This is a genomic window from Agrobacterium vitis, from assembly GCF_037039395.1.
In the GTDB taxonomy this organism is placed as follows: domain Bacteria; phylum Pseudomonadota; class Alphaproteobacteria; order Rhizobiales; family Rhizobiaceae; genus Allorhizobium; species Allorhizobium vitis_E.
Window position 1 is genome coordinate 671,540 of the sequence record NZ_CP146242.1, and the last position, 16,741, is coordinate 688,280.

Annotated in this window: 16 protein-coding genes; all 16 read left to right on the forward strand. The window is 59.2% G+C overall.

Annotation, left to right across the window (positions count from 1 at the left end; genetic code table 11):
• Positions 1-12 precede the first annotated feature (12 nt).
• The 16 genes from V6582_RS05830 (at position 13) to V6582_RS05905 (ending at position 16,710) form a co-directional block, all read left to right on the forward strand.
• Positions 13-909, forward strand: a complete 897-nt coding sequence (locus tag V6582_RS05830) for a Mu-like prophage major head subunit gpT family protein (RefSeq protein WP_156631607.1) — start codon at positions 13-15, stop codon at positions 907-909.
• Positions 910-1,015: 106 nt separating this feature from the next.
• Positions 1,016-1,360, forward strand: a complete 345-nt coding sequence (locus V6582_RS05835) for a hypothetical protein (protein WP_156631608.1) — start codon at positions 1,016-1,018, stop codon at positions 1,358-1,360.
• An 11-nt stretch (positions 1,361-1,371) separates the two neighbouring features.
• Entirely contained in the window at positions 1,372-1,809 is a 438-nt protein-coding gene (locus V6582_RS05840) for a gp436 family protein (protein WP_156631609.1), read from the forward strand.
• Position 1,810: 1 nt separating this feature from the next.
• Positions 1,811-2,386, forward strand: a complete 576-nt coding sequence (locus tag V6582_RS05845; RefSeq protein WP_156631610.1) for a phage virion morphogenesis protein — start codon at positions 1,811-1,813, stop codon at positions 2,384-2,386.
• Positions 2,383-2,793, forward strand: a complete 411-nt coding sequence (locus tag V6582_RS05850; RefSeq protein ID WP_156631611.1) for a phage tail terminator protein — start codon at positions 2,383-2,385, stop codon at positions 2,791-2,793. Before V6582_RS05845 ends, V6582_RS05850 begins: the two co-directional genes overlap by 4 nt.
• Positions 2,790-2,960, forward strand: coding sequence for a hypothetical protein (locus tag V6582_RS05855; protein WP_156631612.1), 171 nt, complete (start codon positions 2,790-2,792; stop codon positions 2,958-2,960). The genes V6582_RS05850 and V6582_RS05855 overlap by 4 nt, the downstream gene beginning before the upstream one ends.
• 3 nt (positions 2,961-2,963) lie before the next feature.
• Positions 2,964-3,890 (forward strand): phage tail tube protein, encoded by a 927-nt coding sequence (locus V6582_RS05860; RefSeq protein WP_156631613.1) that lies wholly within the window; start codon positions 2,964-2,966, stop codon positions 3,888-3,890.
• A 32-nt stretch (positions 3,891-3,922) separates the two neighbouring features.
• Complete coding sequence (locus V6582_RS05865) at positions 3,923-4,375, forward strand: hypothetical protein (protein ID WP_156631614.1); 453 nt, start codon at positions 3,923-3,925, stop codon at positions 4,373-4,375.
• Positions 4,376-4,425: 50 nt separating this feature from the next.
• Positions 4,426-4,731: a DUF1799 domain-containing protein gene (locus tag V6582_RS05870; RefSeq protein ID WP_156631615.1), complete on the forward strand. Its 306-nt coding sequence runs from the start codon at positions 4,426-4,428 to the stop codon at positions 4,729-4,731.
• A complete protein-coding gene (locus tag V6582_RS05875) occupies positions 4,731-9,074 on the forward strand; it encodes a phage tail length tape measure family protein (protein WP_349508930.1) in 4,344 nt (1,447 codons plus the stop codon). The genes V6582_RS05870 and V6582_RS05875 overlap by 1 nt, the downstream gene beginning before the upstream one ends.
• A complete protein-coding gene (locus V6582_RS05880) occupies positions 9,071-9,493 on the forward strand; it encodes a hypothetical protein (protein WP_015916576.1) in 423 nt (140 codons plus the stop codon). The genes V6582_RS05875 and V6582_RS05880 overlap by 4 nt, the downstream gene beginning before the upstream one ends.
• On the forward strand, positions 9,490-10,014 hold the full coding sequence (locus tag V6582_RS05885) for a hypothetical protein (RefSeq protein ID WP_156536571.1): 525 nt from the start codon (positions 9,490-9,492) through the stop codon (positions 10,012-10,014). The genes V6582_RS05880 and V6582_RS05885 overlap by 4 nt, the downstream gene beginning before the upstream one ends.
• A 159-nt stretch (positions 10,015-10,173) precedes the next feature.
• Complete coding sequence (locus V6582_RS05890) at positions 10,174-10,593, forward strand: NlpC/P60 family protein (protein ID WP_156631617.1); 420 nt, start codon at positions 10,174-10,176, stop codon at positions 10,591-10,593.
• Positions 10,590-13,922, forward strand: coding sequence for a TipJ family phage tail tip protein (gene gpJ / locus V6582_RS05895; protein ID WP_156631618.1), 3,333 nt, complete (start codon positions 10,590-10,592; stop codon positions 13,920-13,922). Before V6582_RS05890 ends, gpJ begins: the two co-directional genes overlap by 4 nt.
• 8 nt (positions 13,923-13,930) lie before the next feature.
• Complete coding sequence (locus V6582_RS05900) at positions 13,931-16,186, forward strand: hypothetical protein (RefSeq protein ID WP_156631619.1); 2,256 nt, start codon at positions 13,931-13,933, stop codon at positions 16,184-16,186.
• A complete protein-coding gene (locus V6582_RS05905; protein WP_156631620.1) occupies positions 16,186-16,710 on the forward strand; it encodes a hypothetical protein in 525 nt (174 codons plus the stop codon). The genes V6582_RS05900 and V6582_RS05905 overlap by 1 nt, the downstream gene beginning before the upstream one ends.
• The last annotated feature ends 31 nt before the right edge of the window (positions 16,711-16,741 follow it).

Sequence of the window (16,741 nt, forward strand, 5' to 3'; positions counted from 1 at the left end):
AGAGGCCCGTCCATGCTGATCACTCGTCAATCTCTCCAGTCGGCTTTCGTCGGCTTTAATACCGCCTTCCAGGCCGGTCTCGCGATGTCAACGGCGCAATGGTCTCAGGTTGCGACCTTGGTACCATCGACCACCAAGACCCAGGAATACGGCTGGCTCGGTCAGTTTCCTGGCATGCGCGAGTGGATCGGCGACCGCGTCGTTAATGGTCTGGCACGTCACGGCTATGCGCTGACCAATAAGTCCTACGAGACGACGATCGGCGTAGATCGTGATGACTTCGAAGACGACAATCTTGGCATTTACGGTCCGATGTTCCAGCAGCTCGGCCAGAATGCCACGATGTTCCCCGACGAACTGGTGTGGGGTCTTATCAAGAACGGCTTTGCCACCAAGTGCTACGATGGCCAGTATTTCTTCGACACCGACCACCCCGTCCTCGACAAAGATGGGAATACGACTTCTGTCGCCAACACGGACGGCGGAACGGGTACTGCCTGGTTCCTGGTCGACAATAGCCGTGCCTTGAAGCCGTTGATTTACCAGCAACGCAAGCCCTTCAGCAATCTGATCCGCAAGGACCAGGAAAATGACGACAACGTCTTTTTCAAGAAGGAATACGTCTACGGCCTGGATGGCCGCTGCCAGGTTGGTTTCGGCTTCTGGCAACAGGCCTGGGGTTCGAAGCAGACGCTCAACGCTGCGAACTACGAAGTGGGGCGCGTCGGCCTCGGCAGCCTGAAGGCTGACTATGGCAAGCCGCTGGCCATCAATCCGCGCCTGCTCATCGTGCCGCCGTCTCTGGAAGGGGCGGCCCGCAAGATCGTCGGCAACCAGCTGACCGACAATGGCGGCACCAACCAATGGTACGGCACGGCCGAGGTACTGGTCTGCCCGTATCTCGCCTGATCGCAATCATCGCCTCCCAGGGCAAGGGCCGTCAGCTTCGGCTGGCGGTTCCTGATGCAAGGGCCGGATTTCGGCTTTTTCACCAGGAACCGAAAAGGATCACATCATGGCTTCGAAGAAAGACGATACCGCTGGCAGCACCGAAGAGGGCTGGCTTGAGCAGTTCCAGGAGATGACCGAGGAGGAGTTCAAAAAGCTCTATCCGCTGACCCATGCCCTGTGGCGTTCCTGGGACAAGGCCGTTGAACCCGTTTTGCGGGTTATCTCCACCGTCGCAGGTTTCCGCCGTGGAGGGCTTATCCACACGACTGAACCCACTCTTTATGACCTGAAAGGTCTCCATCTGGAAAAGATCGAGCAGATCCTGGCCGAGCCTGCCTTGACGGTCGAGCTGGTGGAAAAGCCTGCCGAGCCGGAAGCTGATGTCGACACCCAGACCTCGCAAGCCTGAGGGGCATTGCCATGACCTATTGCACAAAGCAGGATCTGATTGACCGGTTTGGCGAACGGGAGCTGCTTCAGCTGACCGACCGCACCACGCCGCCTGCTTTGGCAATCGACGACACCGTGGTTGCCCGCGCCATTGCGGATGCCACGGCATTTGCGGACGGTTATATCGGCAAAGCCTACAAGTTGCCGCTGGTGACCGTCCCCGAGGTGTTGACCAAGGTGACCTGCGATGTCGCCCGCTACTATCTGCATTTCAAGGGCGTCGAGAAGGACAGCCCGATCCAGCGGGCCTATGACCAGGCGCTGTCCTATTTCCGCGATGTCGCCAAGGGTGTCGTCCAGCTGATCGAAACCGACACGGGCGAAGTGCCGCCAGCGCCGGGCGGTGGTCAGGTCCAGGTGGTCGCCCCGGCCAAGGTGTTTTCGCGCCAGTCGCTGAGAGGCTACTGACATGTCCGGAACCTCGATCGAGATCCGTGACGGCCTGTCGCCCACGCTCAACCGGCTTGTGAGCATCTCGGAAGATCCGGCCGAGGTCATGGGTGATGTGGCGGCTTACCTGCTGACCTCGACCCAACAGCGGTTTGAGCGCGAGATCGGGCCGGACGGCCAGAAATGGCAGCCGCTCAAGGGACGCACGGCCAGCGCCAGAGCGGGTCGCGGACGCAAGTTGCGTGGAAGCGACCATATACTGCGCGATACCGGACGCTTGTATAATTCGTTGACTACCAGTGCCGCTGCCACCAGCGCCACCGTTGGCACCAATGTCGAGTATGCCGCCATCCATCAGTTCGGCGGTGTGATCAAGCAGGGCGAGCGCACCCAGAAACTCAGCCTGAAGCGGATACGCGGATCGAAGAAGGTCCGGTTCGTCAAGGCTGGGACCAAGGGCGCGACCGAGCGCGAGGCAACGATCGGCGCACGGGAAATCAGCATGCCCGCTCGACCATATCTCGGCATCAACGATGCCGACCGCGAGGAAATCGGCACCATCATCATGACTGACTTTGGAAGGGCAATTGAATGATCGTTTTTGAAGTCATGGACCGGCTGAAACAGACCGGAACGCCCTTCATCCTGGTCGAGGGTGCCAACGAGCTGGCACAGGTCACCGACCGACCAACGAATACGCCCGTGGCTTATGTTTTCGTCAGCGGTGAAACCTCCGGCGAAAACCAGCGCATCACGGGGCCGGTGCTCCAGCGGATGTCGATGGATATTTCCGTTGTCATCATCACCGAGAATGCGGCTGGAGCCGAAAGTGCAGCCCGCGACATCGAAACATTGAAGGCGTGGGTTCGCGGCAAGCTACTCGGCTTTACGCCAGCCGATCCGCTCGAACACATCACCGGCAAATTGCAGCAGGCCAAGGACGGCATGGTCTGGTTTGAGGACGTGTTCGGCACGGCGTTTTACCAGGAGGAGCAGTCATGACGAACCCACAGACGGGCGGTAGCTACCGCCGCAACGCGGATGGCAGCCTGACCCGGATCGACATCGATGCGCCTGCCGCTGTCGAAGTGGAAACGCCAGCCACCGAACCAACAACCGAAACGTCGGACGCGGGTGATGAGACCAGCGCCAAGAAGGGGAAGGCCTGAGCCATGACCAAATACGCACGCAACAAGGCCCTGCTGGTCAAGCCTGAAACGGTCTATGGGACTGATGTCGTTCCCACAGGCGCCGCCAATGCTATCCAGGCCAGCAATTTCAATTTCGAGCCACTGTTGGGCACCGATGTCAGCCGCGATCTGATCTTGCCCTATATGGGTCACCAGGGCGTGATCCTTTCCGGCAACTATGCGCGGGTCGGCTTCGATGTCGAAGTCGCCGGTTCCGGTGCGGCCGGGACTGCACCAGCCTGGGGGGCGCCGTTGCGCGCCTGTGGCATGGCGGAAGTGATCACGGCGGCGACCGACGTCAAATACACGCCGATCTCCGGTGGGTTTGAGGCGGTCTCGATCTACTTTGTCAATGATGGCATCAAGCACGTATTGCTCGGCGCGCGTGGCACCTGGAAGCTGTCCATGCAGCCGAACCAGATTGCTCGCTTCAGTTTCACGCTGACCGGCCTGCTTGGCACGATCACCGATGCCGCCAATCCGACCATTGACCTGACCAAGTTCATCAAGCCGGTTCCGGTTTCCAAGGCGAATACGACCTTCTCGCTGCTCGGCTATGCCGGGGCTTGCGAAGCGTTTTCGTTTGATCTGGCCGGTGACATCCAGCCGCGTCTGCTGATCAACCATGAGAGCATCGAATTTACCGATCGGCAGATGACGGGCGAAGCCACCATGTCAGCCACAACGCTGGCAGAGGTGGATTGGTTTGCAAAAGCCCAGGCGCATGAAACGGGCGTTATGGCCGCCCAGCACGGCACGGTCGCCGGCAATATCGTCCAGTTCGATGCTGCCCGTGTGCAGATCGGCCGCACGACCTACGAGGAAAACCAGAAGATCCTCAACAATAAGATGCCGCTGATGTTGCTGCCGACTGTCGGCAACGACGAATTCACCATCACCGTCAAGTAAGCCCTAAGGGCGTCTCAAAGAGGCTTTGAAGCATGTTCAAGATCGTTCCAACCCTGACCGCTTGGTGGCCTGTTTCCGTGTTGGAGCCGGACAACGACAATCCGGGCAAGTTGAAGGAATTCACCTTCGAGGCTGAATTCGTCATTCGGGGCAAGGAACAGATGAAGCCCCATGACGACAAGCGGGCCGAGCTGTTGAAGCAACTGCCGACCGCAGAGGAGTTCGCGACCAATTATCAGGCCGCCTCCGAAAAGGCTGAAGCAACCAAGCTTCTGATCGAAGAGCATGACCGCAACATGTTTCATCTGATGATTGCCAACTGGCGCGGTGTCTTCGATGCCGACGACCAGGCGCTGTCCTTCAGTGCCGACAATCTGAATATGGCACTCGGCTTTGACCGCATCCGCGTCGGCCTCAACCGCGCCTATGAGGAAGCCGTCTCCAACGACAAGGCCCGCCTGGGAAACTCCAAAGCCTTGCACTGAGTTGGGCATGTCATCGGACCGGCAAGATCGACCGAACCAAGCCACAGTCGATGACAACGGATGTCAGGGCTGAGTTTGCCGCCTTCGGTGCAGCTGTCACGGTTACGGATGATGATGTCGATGAAGACTTCGATCCGGTCGCGGCCTGCAATTGGGAAAGCCTGATGGCTTTTTTGGCCTGCGATACGCAGTGGCGTGTCGTCGGTGTCGGGCTTGGCGGCATGATCTGGATCGGCCTCGACTATTCCGCCTGCGATGTCGTGTTTCGCAGGGGCAAATATACCGATCCGGTCTGGGATGATTTGCGGGTGATGGAGGAAGCGGCGCTGCCCGTCCTCAACAGTGGAGACGAATGATGGCCACCCCTTTGAAACTTGCCGCGACCGTCACGCTCGATGCCAGCCAGGTGCCTGCCGGCGCACAGGCCGCGAAACAGGCGATTGCTGGCATCGGCACGGAAGCCACGGCCAGCGCCACCAAACTGCAAAAGCTGGTCGAAGCACAGCTCAATTTTGCAAGACCCGCCGCCAACACCAATAAACGCGGCGCAGAAATCGCTGAATTTGGCAAGGAATTAGACCGGCTCCAGGCCAAATTCGATCCACTGTTTGCCGCACAGAAGCGCTATGAACGCGCACTTCAGCAAATCAACCAGGCGCAGCAGGTCGGAGCAATTTCAGCCTCCCAGGCGATTGACCTGAAGCTGAAGGAAACCAACGCCTATAATGCGCTGGCTTCTGCCGCCGCCAATGCCGCTGCCGCCAACAAGCGGTATGCCGAGGCGGCGGTTGCCAAAGTGACGATCACGCCCGATCGGGGAGCCGACATTGCGGCCTATGGTGCCGAGCTAGACCGGCTCCAGGCCAAGTTCGATCCACTGTTTGCCGCACAGAAGCGCTATGAAAGCGCACTTCAGCAAATCAACCAGGCGCAGCAGGTCGGAGCAATTTCAGCCTCCCAGGCGATTGACCTGAAGCTGAAGGAAACCAACGCCTATAATGCGCTGGCTTCTGCCGCCGCCAATGCCGCTGCCGCCAACAAGCGGTATGCCGAGGCGGCGGTTGCCAAGGTCACGGTTACTCCCGATCGGGGCGCGGATATTGCCGCCTATGGGCAAGAGCTGGACCGGCTGCGCGCGAGGTACAATCCACTCTATGCCGTCACGGCGAACTACAAGACCGCCGTCTCGGAGATCCGTGAAGCCCATAAGGCCGGCGCGATCTCGACCGACGAAATGACGGCGGCGATCTCGCGCAATCGGCAGGCAACGCTTGCCTCGATCGAGGCGATCAAGGGCCGAAACTCTGCAATGAATGGCGACAGGGAGGGCCAATTCCGCCGCCAGAACCTCATGTATCAAGTATTCGACACTGGACAATCGGCGGCACTCGGCATGCCGCTTGCCATGGTGGCAATGCAACAGGGGCCGCAGGTTATCCAGATGTATGCCGGCCAGGGCGGAGTGAATGCTGCGCTGAAGGATCTCGGCACTATTGCTGCCAATGCAGGCCGGTTGATCACGCCGCTCTCTGTCAGTATTGGCGGACTGGCCACGGTTGCTGCGGTTGGGGCTGCTGCCTGGAGCGGCTATCTGTCCTCGATCAAGGAGGTCGGGACGGCGGCAAATGGTCTCGGCCGTGCTGTTGCCGGATCTGCTGCCAGCATGGAAGCGGCGGCGCAAGCGGGCGCATCCAGCGCCGGCATCTCGATCAAGGCTGCCCGCTCTATGGAAGCGGCCTTCTTGCGCACCGGTCGGATCGGCAATGAGAATTACGAAGGCCTGATTTCGATCAGCAAGGATTTTGCCGCGACGATCGGCACGGATGCCGCCTCGGCCGGGCAGGCGCTGGCCGATCTGTTTGCCGATCCGGCAAAAGCGGCCCAGACGCTCTATCAGCAATATGGGTTGATCGATGCGGCCACTGCCAAGCAGGCAACCAATCTGGCAGCGCAGAACCGGCAATCCGAAGCGCAAGCCGTGTTGCTCAAGGCGTTGCCCCCGCAACTGGCGTCGGCTGCGGAAGCGACGACCGCGCTAGGTCGGGCTTGGAACGGGGTTAGCACGGCTTCCAGCAATGCCTTCGATTGGATGGGAAAAACAATTGATAAGGCAGCTGGCATCAAGACCCTGGCAGAACGGATTGCCAGTCTTCGAAACCAGCTTTCTGTCGGTGGACCCACAGGGCGCGGCGCGAGAGGGGCTGATAAAATTCAGGCTGAACTCGACGCCTTGTTGGCGCAGCAGGCCAGCGAACAGGCTGCCGAGGCTGAGCGCCAGCGCAAGGCCGCCGAAATCCGGAAGAGCCAAGCCGCCTTGGGTGCAGCCGATGCGGTGCCCGCCAATGCCGACACCGCTCAGCGCCAGAGCCTGACCAATAGCATTGCGGCCATGCAATCCGGCCTGACCATCCAGTCCCTTAGCCCAGAGGATCGCACCAAGCTTACGGTTGGCATCGAGGCGCAGACGCGGGCGCTCGATGCGCTCAACAATCGCCAGAGCCGCGCGATCGAACTGGACCGCCTCGACATCCAGATCCAGAACGAACGCAATCCACTTGTGCGGGCTGATCTGACGGCTCAGCGAACCCGGTTGCAGCTTGCCGACCAGCAGATGAGCGCCGACCAGGTGTCGGCCGCCGCAGCTCAAGCCCGCAACCGTGTCATTCAGGAAACGATTGCATCGTCTCAGACACAAGCCGCCGATATGGCTTCTGAGGTCGCCGTTCGGGCGCGCCTGGCTGCCCAGGTGGCAGCCGGGACATTGACCGCGTCTCAAGCCCAAACGCAGATGGAATCGGAAATCCAGTTGCGCCCGCTGATCGCAGCTGCGGCCAAGGCGGAGGGCAAGGAGAAGGAACAGTTGCTGGCCGTGATCGAGCAGCTTCGATCCGGCTATTCCGGTCTTGCCGCTGCCCAGCGAGAGGCAAATGTCGCCTCCTATCTGCGTGACCAGAAGACGGGTAATGACCGGCTTGGTTTTCAGATCGGCATTGCTGGCAAGAGTCAGACTGAACAGACGGGCTTGCTGGCGCAATACAATGCCGAGCTGAAGATCCGCGAGCTTGGCTTGGAAGCTTCCAGTGCCCAGGCTAGCCAGATCCGGCGCGGTGCGAGCGCCCAGGCGCAGATGAATGCCGAGCTTTCCAGAACCAGTGAAGCCTGGAGCAGCATTCGTAAATCATCCGAAAGCGCCATCGATGGGATCGTCGACGGCCTGTCGTCGGGAGACATTTCTGGGGCGCTTGAAGGGATTTCGAAGGACATTCAAAAGACCGTCCTTGATCTCGCCGTGAAGAACCCGCTCAAGAACGCGCTGACCGGTTCGAACTACGGCACGCTGGCCGATGTAGGTGGCGTCAAAGGTGTTGCCAGCAACCTGCTGGGCGATAGCAAATCCGTCGGCTCCATGGCTGTGACGGCCGGCACTGTCATGATCAATGGTGGCGTGGCAGGGACCGGTGTTGGGGCGGCTGGGCTGCAAGCCGCCAACAGCAACACAGCGGGTAGTTCTTCAGCCAATGCACTGACTGGCCTCGGCCAGTCCATGTCCAGCGCCGGCAACTATAAGGGCGGTGGCGTCGATCCGCGTTTGACCGATATTCTGAATACCGCTGCCCAGCGCACGCCGGGATATAAGGTCGATGCGATTTCCGGCTTTCGGGCTGGCGATCCGCGTTTCCATGGCAAGGGGCTGGCAACCGACGTTCAGTTGACCGACCTCGCCAGCGGCAAGCAGCTCGGCAATTATCAGGACGCTGGCAGCTTTGGCTCTTACGAGAAATTTGCCCAGACGGCACGTTCCGTCCAGATGGAGAAATATCCTGAGTTGGCCAACCAGTTCCGCTGGGGCGGTTATTTTGGTGGCGGCAAGGGAAAATACGGCGCGCTCGACACCATGCATTTCGACCTCGGCGGTGACAAGGCCGGCATGGGCGGCGGCTCCTGGGACAAGGGCTTGACCTCGGCACAGTCATCTCTATGGCCGGGCATTCAATCGTCCAGCACCAAGGCTGCCGATGCCCTTAATCGGTTCTCGACGGGCACGGCTGCCGCCAACCAGAACCTTGGAACCTTTGGCAATGGCCTTGGCCAGCTCGGCAACGGTCTCACCAATTTGATCTCAGGCGGTGGAAATGCCGGTGCTGCTGGCGGCGGTAGCCAGAACATTTTTGGTGGTCTCGCATCGTCCTTTTCCAAGGGAACGACCAATCTTATGTCGTCGCTGTTCGGTGGCTCTGTCGATCCGACATCCATTTTCTGGCGCCCGAACACCACGTTCAGCTCATTTCTGGGGTTTGATAGTGGCGGTTACACCGGGGCAGGCGGTCGCAAGGAGCCTGCTGGCGTTGTGCATAAGGGCGAGGTTGTCTGGAGTCAGGACGATGTGGCGCGGGCGGGCGGTGCGGCCACGGTCGATGCCATGCGGCTGGGCTATCGTGGCTATGACAAGGGTGGCGTGGTTGGTGGATCGGGTGGCGCTTCTCAGTCGTCGAACGACAATGGCGGCGGTAACATTACCGTTCACAATTATTCCAAAGCCAACGTCCAGTCTGAACAGACCACGGATGCGAGTGGCCGCCGCCAGACCAAGTTCGTGATTGCGGACATGACAGGGGATGCGATCGGCACCAAAGGTGGCAAAGCCTCAAAGACGATTGAGCAGCAATACGGCCTCAAAAAGAAGGGGATCGCCCGATGACGGTTCCCATCTGGCCCGATGTCCTGCCGCGTCCGGAGCGTGAGACCTGGCAGCGGACAACGACCGATCCTCGCCTGAAGCGGCAAAACGACGGCGCGGTGCCAAGTTATCGCCGTCGCTTTTCCGCTGTGGCCAGATCGGTCACTCTGTCCATTCTGGTCAGCCGCGCCGACAAGGCCGTATTCGATCAGTTCTACGAGGAACTGACTGGCTATGGCGCGACGCCTTTCTACATGCCTGACCCGACCACCGACAGCTGGCCGCTGCTCGACGACAGCGGTAATCCGCTCCTGACCGATACTGGCCAGCCAATCCTGCTGGCGGAACAATGGTTGGTGGTCTTCGGCGACCAGCCACCCAGCGACGCGGTTGTCGGCGTCCAGTTTCGAATTTCCTTCAGCGTGACGGTGATGCCATGAGACGTGTTTCCCTGAATGCCCGGCTGGCGATGGAAATGGGCATGACGGACGAGGTCTATGTCGCGCTCTTCTACATCACCCATCCCGATCTCGATGAACCTGTTCGGCTTTCAACCGACAATACAGAGCGGCTGTCCGACGAGCCGTTGATGTATGGCACCCGCTCGTCCTGGATGGACAGCGACACCAGTAGCGAGCCGTTTTACTTCGTGCTGGCCTCGACCATCCTGCCATCGGATCTCGATGACGCCCCGACCTCCGGCAATCTGGTGCTGGAAAATGTCGACAATGATATTGCCAAGGTGCTGCGGTCTTTCACGACGCTTGCCACCATTCACATGGCAGTGGTGTTGGCATCGTCACCCGACTATGTGGAAATCGAGTATCGCAACATGCAAATCGTCAGCGCCGACCTGACCGCAGGCGAGGTGACGCTGAGTTTCAGCCGGCAGGACATCGAAGAAGAGAAGTCGCCGGGCGGACGAATGACCCGCAGCCAGTTTCCCGGCCTGTTCTCCTGATGCTGGCAAGCCCGCACGAAATAGTGTAGGGCTTTTCCGTCTCCCCAAATCCAGCCAGAAGTAACCCGGTCACCCTACCGGCTGTTTTGCCATGCCCGTCTCGCGCGATGATGCCTCCAATCCAGCCGGGTCACTTCTCGGCCTTTTTCATGGTTGGCAATGGCGCACTGGTCCCAAGATTATATCGGCATCCCGCATGCCCCACACGGCAAAACCCGTGAGGGCGTGAACTGCTGGACGCTGGCTGTCCTGGTCTATGGCGAGCAGCTCGCCATCCAACTGCCCGCCTATGTCGGAGACTTCGTCTCGATCGATGAGGCTGCGGAGATTGAGGCGCTGTTTGCGCGCGAACAGGGTGCAGCGCATTGGAATGAAGTGGCAGCGCCAGCCGAGTTCGATCTCGCAATCTTTCGGCGAGGCCGGTTCGATACGCATGTCGGTGTCGTGGTGCGGCCGGGACTGATGTTGCATGTCGTTGGTGAGGACCAGGCCAAGCTTGAGCGTTACGACAATGGGGTCTGGAAACCGCGTTTGAAGCGGTTTTTAAGGCACCTCGAACGGCTTCAGGTGGCGGCATGACCATTCCTGTTTTGGCCGTGCCGTTTCTCGATCCTTCAGTCGGCCGCATTTCCAAAGAACTGCCCGAAGGCCTGACCATTGCCGAGATCATCGGCGTGACCATGCCGGGCCTGTCCGATCATGATTTGGCATTGTTGCGCGTGGTGCTGGTCAGTGAGCGTGGCTCTGCGGTGATCGAACAGCGCTACTGGCACCGGGTCAGGCCCTATGTCGGTGTGCGTGTCGTCATCCGGCTTGTGCCGGGCAAGAGCGCCCTCCGGTCGGTTCTGACTATCGTCGTGGCCATCGCCGCCGCTGCCATCGGGCAATACTGGGCAACCGCCATGGCTCTTACTGGCACGACGGCGACAGTCGTCGCTGGCGGCATCACGCTTGGTCTGACCGTGCTTGGCAATCTGCTGATCAACGCGCTCATTCCGCCCGCCAGCAACAAGAAGGACAAGACCACCTATTACATCAACGGCTGGCGCAACAATCTCGATCCGGACGGCGTCATTCCCGAAGTCTACGGCAAGATCCGGTTCGCGCCGCCGTTCGCCGCCACCAGCTACACTGAAATCGTCGGCAATATCCAATATCTGCGCTCGATCTTTCTGGTTGGCTATGGCGGCGACTATGGCGTGGCGCTGTCTGAGTTCTGGATCGGCGACACCAGCATTGATGAATATGACGAGCTGACGATCGAGACCCACGAAGGTCTCGCCAGCGATGGCACCTTCACGCTCTATTATCGGCAGGTCTATGAACTGTCCCTCGGCGTCGAGCTGACACGTGAAAGGCCCCGCAACGACCAGGGAAAGGTGATCAGCGGCGCTGCCAAGGAAGATCCCGTCGTCCGCACCACGGGTGCCGATGCCTCTGCAGGTTCGGTGATCATCGGCTTTCCGGCTGGCCTCGGCCGTGTCGATGACGAGGGCGATAAGAAGAACCTGTCGGTGCAGATCCGGATCCGGCAAAAACCCGCCAATGCCGCCGACGATCAATATGTCGTGGTCACCACGATGACGATCACCAGCCAGAAGCTCGAAGCCTTCTATCGGCAATACACCTGGTCTTTCGCGACTCGCGGCCGCTACGACATCGAAGTCACACGGATGACGGACGAGCATACCAAGTCGAACTACCAGAGCCGCACGACATGGGTGGCCTTGCAGACGATCCGACCGGAATATCCGATCGACTTTCCCTATCCGCTGGCGATGATTTCCATGCGGGTCAAGGCGACCTATCAGCTGAATGGCCAGCTCGATAATTTCAACATCATTGCATCGCGCCGCTGCCTGGATTGGGATGCCGCGACCGGCACATGGATAGGTCGCGAGACCAACAACCCGGCCTCGCTCTATCGCTACTGCCTGCAATCGGCCTCCAATCCGAAACGGGTGTCCGATAGCGAGATCGATCTGGATGCGCTGGCCGATTGGCACGTCTTCTGCGCATCCAAAGGCCTCGAATACAACGCCGTCCATGACGATGATCGCACGCTGCGGGAGCGCCTGGACGACATCGCCGGGGCTGGTCGGGCACGATCGCGCTATGACGGTGTTCGCTGGAGTGTGATCGTGGATCGGCCGCAGGATCTGGTCATCGACCATATCAACCCGCGCAACTCCTCGAATTTCAAGGCGAGCCGCACGTATTTTGATCCGCCGCATGGGTTTCGGATCAAGTTCTTCGACCAGACCTATGATTACAAACAGAACGAACGGCTCGTGCCATGGCCCGGCCATTCGGGACCGATCACGCTGACGGAAGCCTTGGAGCTGCCCGGCAAGACCAATCCGGATGAGATCTGGATCGAGGCGCGCCGGCGTATGTACGAGGCGCTCTATCGGATCGATATCTATGAGGCGGTCCAGGACGGGCCGATCAGCGTGGCGACACGCGGCGATTTGGTCATGACCTCCTATGACGTTCTGGAACGGACACAGGTCGCGGCCCGCGTCCTCGATGTCATTGGCCGCACCATCGAGCTGGACAGCGAAGTCGAGATGACCTCCGGCCTGACCTATGGCCTGCGGTTTCGGCATTTTGCAGACGAGGACGATACGATCGGCGTCAGCGTGTTGGTGACGTTGCTCACGGTGGTGGGCACTGGCAGGACCGTCGTCATGGCCGATCAGAACCCCAGCATCGTTCCGACGATCGGAACGCTTGTGCATGTCGGCTTGCTGACCTCCGAAAGCCTGCCGATGATCGTCACGCGGGTCGAGGCCGGCGAAGACATGTCCTCCCATTTGCGCCTGGTCAACGCCGCGCCAATTATCGACGAACTGACCGACGAAGAGGTGGCACCGGCATGGTCCGGTCGGGCGGGTGCCGATGTGGAAACATCCAGCAGCGCCCCTCCAACGCCCGCCATCACGTCGATCGATACCGGCGTTGTCGGCACCGAGATCTCTGGTGGATTGAGTGTGTCTGCCTCCCCGGGTGTCGGCAATGTGGTGACGGTGGCCTATCGGCTCCAGCATCGCAAATCTGGCACGACGGCATGGACGCCAATTGATTTTGGCGTGGGCGATGGTGCGGTGCTGGTCACATCCTATGTGACCGGCGATGTCGTCCAGGTGCGGGTGGCAGCAATAGGTGAAACCGGTTTGATCAGCGCCTTTTCATTGCCCGTCACGGTGACGATCGGCGCGGACGACGGGGCCACGCCGGTACAATTGCCGTCCGGCAATATCGATGTCGTGGCAATCCTGGGCGGTGCGACCATCGTCATCCAGACCACGGATGACGCAGCAACATCTGCCGTCCAGATCTATTGCTCGACCGTCAACGACCTGGAAACGACCACGGATGCGATTGGTGCGCCGATCGCGGTCGAGGCGTCGCGGTCCTATACCGTTGCCGTGGGTGACGCGACCCGCTCCAACCTGCTGGTGAATGGTAGCTTTGACAGCTCCAGCAATTGGACACTTGGCGACGGTTGGACGGTTTCATCCGGCGTGGCGGTTCACAGTTCCGGTTCGGCCGGCACCATCAGCCAGGCCGTGACGCTGACGGCCGGTGCCAATTATCGCCTCAGCTACGAACTGACCCGATCGGCCGGCTCGATCCAGCCAAAGCTGACGGGCGGAACGACAGTGTTTGCGGGCAACAGATCCGCCTCCGCGACGATCCGCGAGAGCGTGCAGGCATTGAGCGGCAATACCGCTCTGGCGCTTGCTGCCACCGAGGCCTTCTCCGGTCAGGTCGATAACCTCGTCCTCTATCTCGAAACATCCACCTGTCTGCCGCAAGGCACCAATTACCTGTGGCTTGAGCCACGGAACGCGAACGGCGTGAGCGGACCGATCACCGGTCCCTTCACCATCTCGGTTCGATAGGAGCGTCCATGACCGATCTCGGCGTCAGATCCCCCAATGTCGCGGCTACCGGCTTGCTGGATACCATCATTGGCAACCGTAAAGGCTCGTCACGTCTCCAAACGGTGACCGATCTTGCCAAGCAACTTGCCGGGACAAGCCCGATTAATCTGCTTGGTAATCAGGCTCCGTTGTTCAAGACCTATGCGGATCTCGCCGCCTCTGCCTTGGCGAGCAAAATCAGTGCCTGGGTTTATGAAGACGCAACCGCTGCGAATAATGGCATCTGGCGGTGGACCGGTACGACCTGGGAATGGGCGCTGCCATTGCCCTACTCGTTTTTGACAGCCGAGGATGCCGGCGCCGGCACAGCAAATGCTGTCAAGGCGACAACGACGATACCGGTGTCTGAGGAGATGTTCATTCTTGTCGAATTGTTTCGGGCAACGACGGGCGAACCGGCCACGATCAGCTTCAATGATGGCGCGGCACTGACGATCAAAACCAATCGTGGGACAGACGCCAGCGCGCTGGCGTCTGGCATGGTCATGGCTGGCAAGATCTTCGGCTCTACGTTCCGATTGATTACGGATGAAGACGTTGCAGTGTTGGTCACGCAAGCGGAAACCGCGCGTGATCAGGCGGTTCAGGCGAAAGAGACAGCTGAGAGCCTCACCATCTACACAGCCGGCGCCACTGGGCAGATCGCGAGACCGATTGTCGATAAATTACGTGATATCCTGTCCTCCAGCGACTTTGCGACTTCTGCTCAAGCAAAGGCGGCGGCCGGCAATACAAAACCGGTTATTGCCAGTGACGGTGGTCTGTATGCTCCGGCCATCGGCGGCGGTGCATTCATCCGTGCTGACGCGCGAGAAATTCGTCTATGCGCAGATCTCGACATCAAAAACGACGGTACGCAGGATGCCGTCCAGGCGCTCGATGACGCGATTACCTATTCTCAGGCTCGTAACATCCCCGTAAAACCCGACGGGTCATTTTTGATGTCGTCGCGCTATGCCAGATCCGGCAACAAAAGCGTAAGGATCTTAGGCGGCGGAGCGCCGATTTCTGAATTTATATGGCCCGATACCGTGGGAAGTCCTGGCCTTGATTTGACGTTCACAGACCAGATTGTGACCGCTTATCTGCAAGGCATCCGAATGAGGACATCAGGTAAGGGCACCGGTAAAGGCGTCAAGATCAGCCAGCCTGTACTGGCATCATCGCTCTGGCGCGGACCGGTGATCCGAGATCTGGAATTTGTTGGGGTCGATGTCTTCAGCGACTGCTGGGACGTGTTGCTCGACCTTGAAAATTGCTGGAACTCGTCCGTCAGTGGTCTCTACGGTTTTGGTCGCACATTGACCGCTGGTGAAACCGTTATCGGAACAGCAGGCATCCTCACGAAGAACTGCACGGATAGCAAGTTTTACGACGTTGGCCTACACGGCTTTCAGACTGGCGCGAATTTCGGGCAAGATGCAGGGGATGATGAAGGAATCATCTTCACGCATTTTACGATCCTGTCGTCAAACACGGGCATCAAATACAGGACACCGGCCGCCGAGGCGGGGTGCCAGATCGCACATGGTCATATCAATGCTTATAACGCTGGCATCGATCTCTATGCAAAGCATGTCGGGTTTATAAAAAACCTCGACATCTACAAGATCAGCGGCTCAGCTGTCGATTTCCGTGGGATAAGGTTGGAAAACTGCAACGGCATGCAGATCGATGACATCACATTCGGCAACACTGGCGCGTCTGGCCCGTTCTGGGGTGTTGAACTGGCATCGGGAAGTGATCACAACAAAATTAGAGGCTTGCGACGGCACACAGGCGCAAGCACCATCGACAACATGGTGGTCTTTTCCGGTACCGGCAACGACAACAACACAATCGACGATGTTCGAAACGCCGGTAATCCCGCAGTTGCGTTTGCCACGGACAAGTCAAATCATCTGTCTAACGATTTTCGAAATATCCGGCCGGCCGGCGAAGAAGCCTTTGCTGCTAACGCTGCAACGCCGTCGGTCAACAGCGCGATCTGGGGGTATTTCACCACGGCCAATACAGCGGCGACGACGATCACGACGTTCACCAACTGGTTTGCTGGCCAAACCTGGACCGTCCTTGCCAAGGATGCCAACACCACCATTGAACATGGTTCAACTCTGCTTCTGAAGGGGGCGGCAAGCGTGACGATGCCCAACGGCGGGATGATGACATTCAGAGCCTTTGCCGAGGGGTCGGTCGTGCGCGAAATCGGGAGGTCGTTCTGATGATCGCCGTTCATGGGGCGTTCGGCAAGATCGGCAGGCTGGTTGTCGCGGATTTACAGGGAATGGGACAGTCGGTAGTGACGATTGATACCGACAACGAGCTGACGGCTCCTGCCTCGCTGCATGATATTGCGATCTGGTGTGCGACCTCGCCGCCACCGCATAATCGGATGGAGCCATTCTGGGAGGATTTCCAGTCTTTCATGCGGCTTCTGCACCGACCATATCGCCGTGTGATTTTTACCAGTTCTTTTGGCATCGAGACAGGCAACGGCGTGGAAGCGATCAACGCTTACGCTGCCGGGAAAATAGCAGCTGAAGCATTTTTAAAGGCTTGGACTGAAGAGGATGCCTCTCGGTCGGGCGTCGCTATCAGAATGGGAGGGTACGGCCCGTTAACTGATGTTTCCATGCCATGGTCAATGAGCGAAAATCAGATTCTCGCAGCCTATCGAGCAGCTCTGCTGAAACCTAATGGCTACCATTTGATCCGACCGCTTCATCAAGATTGGAGCTTTATATGAGAACTAGCTGGTGCAAAGCTACAGTAGTGGG

Bases quoted from the DNA above. Each gene is read 5' to 3' on its own strand.
- V6582_RS05830 (WP_156631607.1), top strand. From the start codon at position 13: ATGCTGATCACTCGTCAATCTCTCCAGTCGGCTTTCGTCGGCTTTAAT.
- V6582_RS05835 (WP_156631608.1), top strand. From the start codon at position 1,016: ATGGCTTCGAAGAAAGACGATACCGCTGGCAGCACCGAAGAGGGCTGG.
- V6582_RS05885 (WP_156536571.1), top strand. From the start codon at position 9,490: ATGAGACGTGTTTCCCTGAATGCCCGGCTGGCGATGGAAATGGGCATG.
- V6582_RS05850 (WP_156631611.1), top strand. From the start codon at position 2,383: ATGATCGTTTTTGAAGTCATGGACCGGCTGAAACAGACCGGAACGCCC.
- V6582_RS05860 (WP_156631613.1), top strand. From the start codon at position 2,964: ATGACCAAATACGCACGCAACAAGGCCCTGCTGGTCAAGCCTGAAACG.
- V6582_RS05905 (WP_156631620.1), top strand. From the start codon at position 16,186: ATGATCGCCGTTCATGGGGCGTTCGGCAAGATCGGCAGGCTGGTTGTC.
- V6582_RS05870 (WP_156631615.1), top strand. From the start codon at position 4,426: ATGACAACGGATGTCAGGGCTGAGTTTGCCGCCTTCGGTGCAGCTGTC.
- V6582_RS05855 (WP_156631612.1), top strand. From the start codon at position 2,790: ATGACGAACCCACAGACGGGCGGTAGCTACCGCCGCAACGCGGATGGC.
- gpJ (WP_156631618.1), top strand. From the start codon at position 10,590: ATGACCATTCCTGTTTTGGCCGTGCCGTTTCTCGATCCTTCAGTCGGC.
- V6582_RS05875 (WP_349508930.1), top strand. From the start codon at position 4,731: ATGGCCACCCCTTTGAAACTTGCCGCGACCGTCACGCTCGATGCCAGC.
- V6582_RS05840 (WP_156631609.1), top strand. From the start codon at position 1,372: ATGACCTATTGCACAAAGCAGGATCTGATTGACCGGTTTGGCGAACGG.
- V6582_RS05900 (WP_156631619.1), top strand. From the start codon at position 13,931: ATGACCGATCTCGGCGTCAGATCCCCCAATGTCGCGGCTACCGGCTTG.
- V6582_RS05845 (WP_156631610.1), top strand. From the start codon at position 1,811: ATGTCCGGAACCTCGATCGAGATCCGTGACGGCCTGTCGCCCACGCTC.
- V6582_RS05880 (WP_015916576.1), top strand. From the start codon at position 9,071: ATGACGGTTCCCATCTGGCCCGATGTCCTGCCGCGTCCGGAGCGTGAG.
- V6582_RS05890 (WP_156631617.1), top strand. From the start codon at position 10,174: ATGGCGCACTGGTCCCAAGATTATATCGGCATCCCGCATGCCCCACAC.
- V6582_RS05865 (WP_156631614.1), top strand. From the start codon at position 3,923: ATGTTCAAGATCGTTCCAACCCTGACCGCTTGGTGGCCTGTTTCCGTG.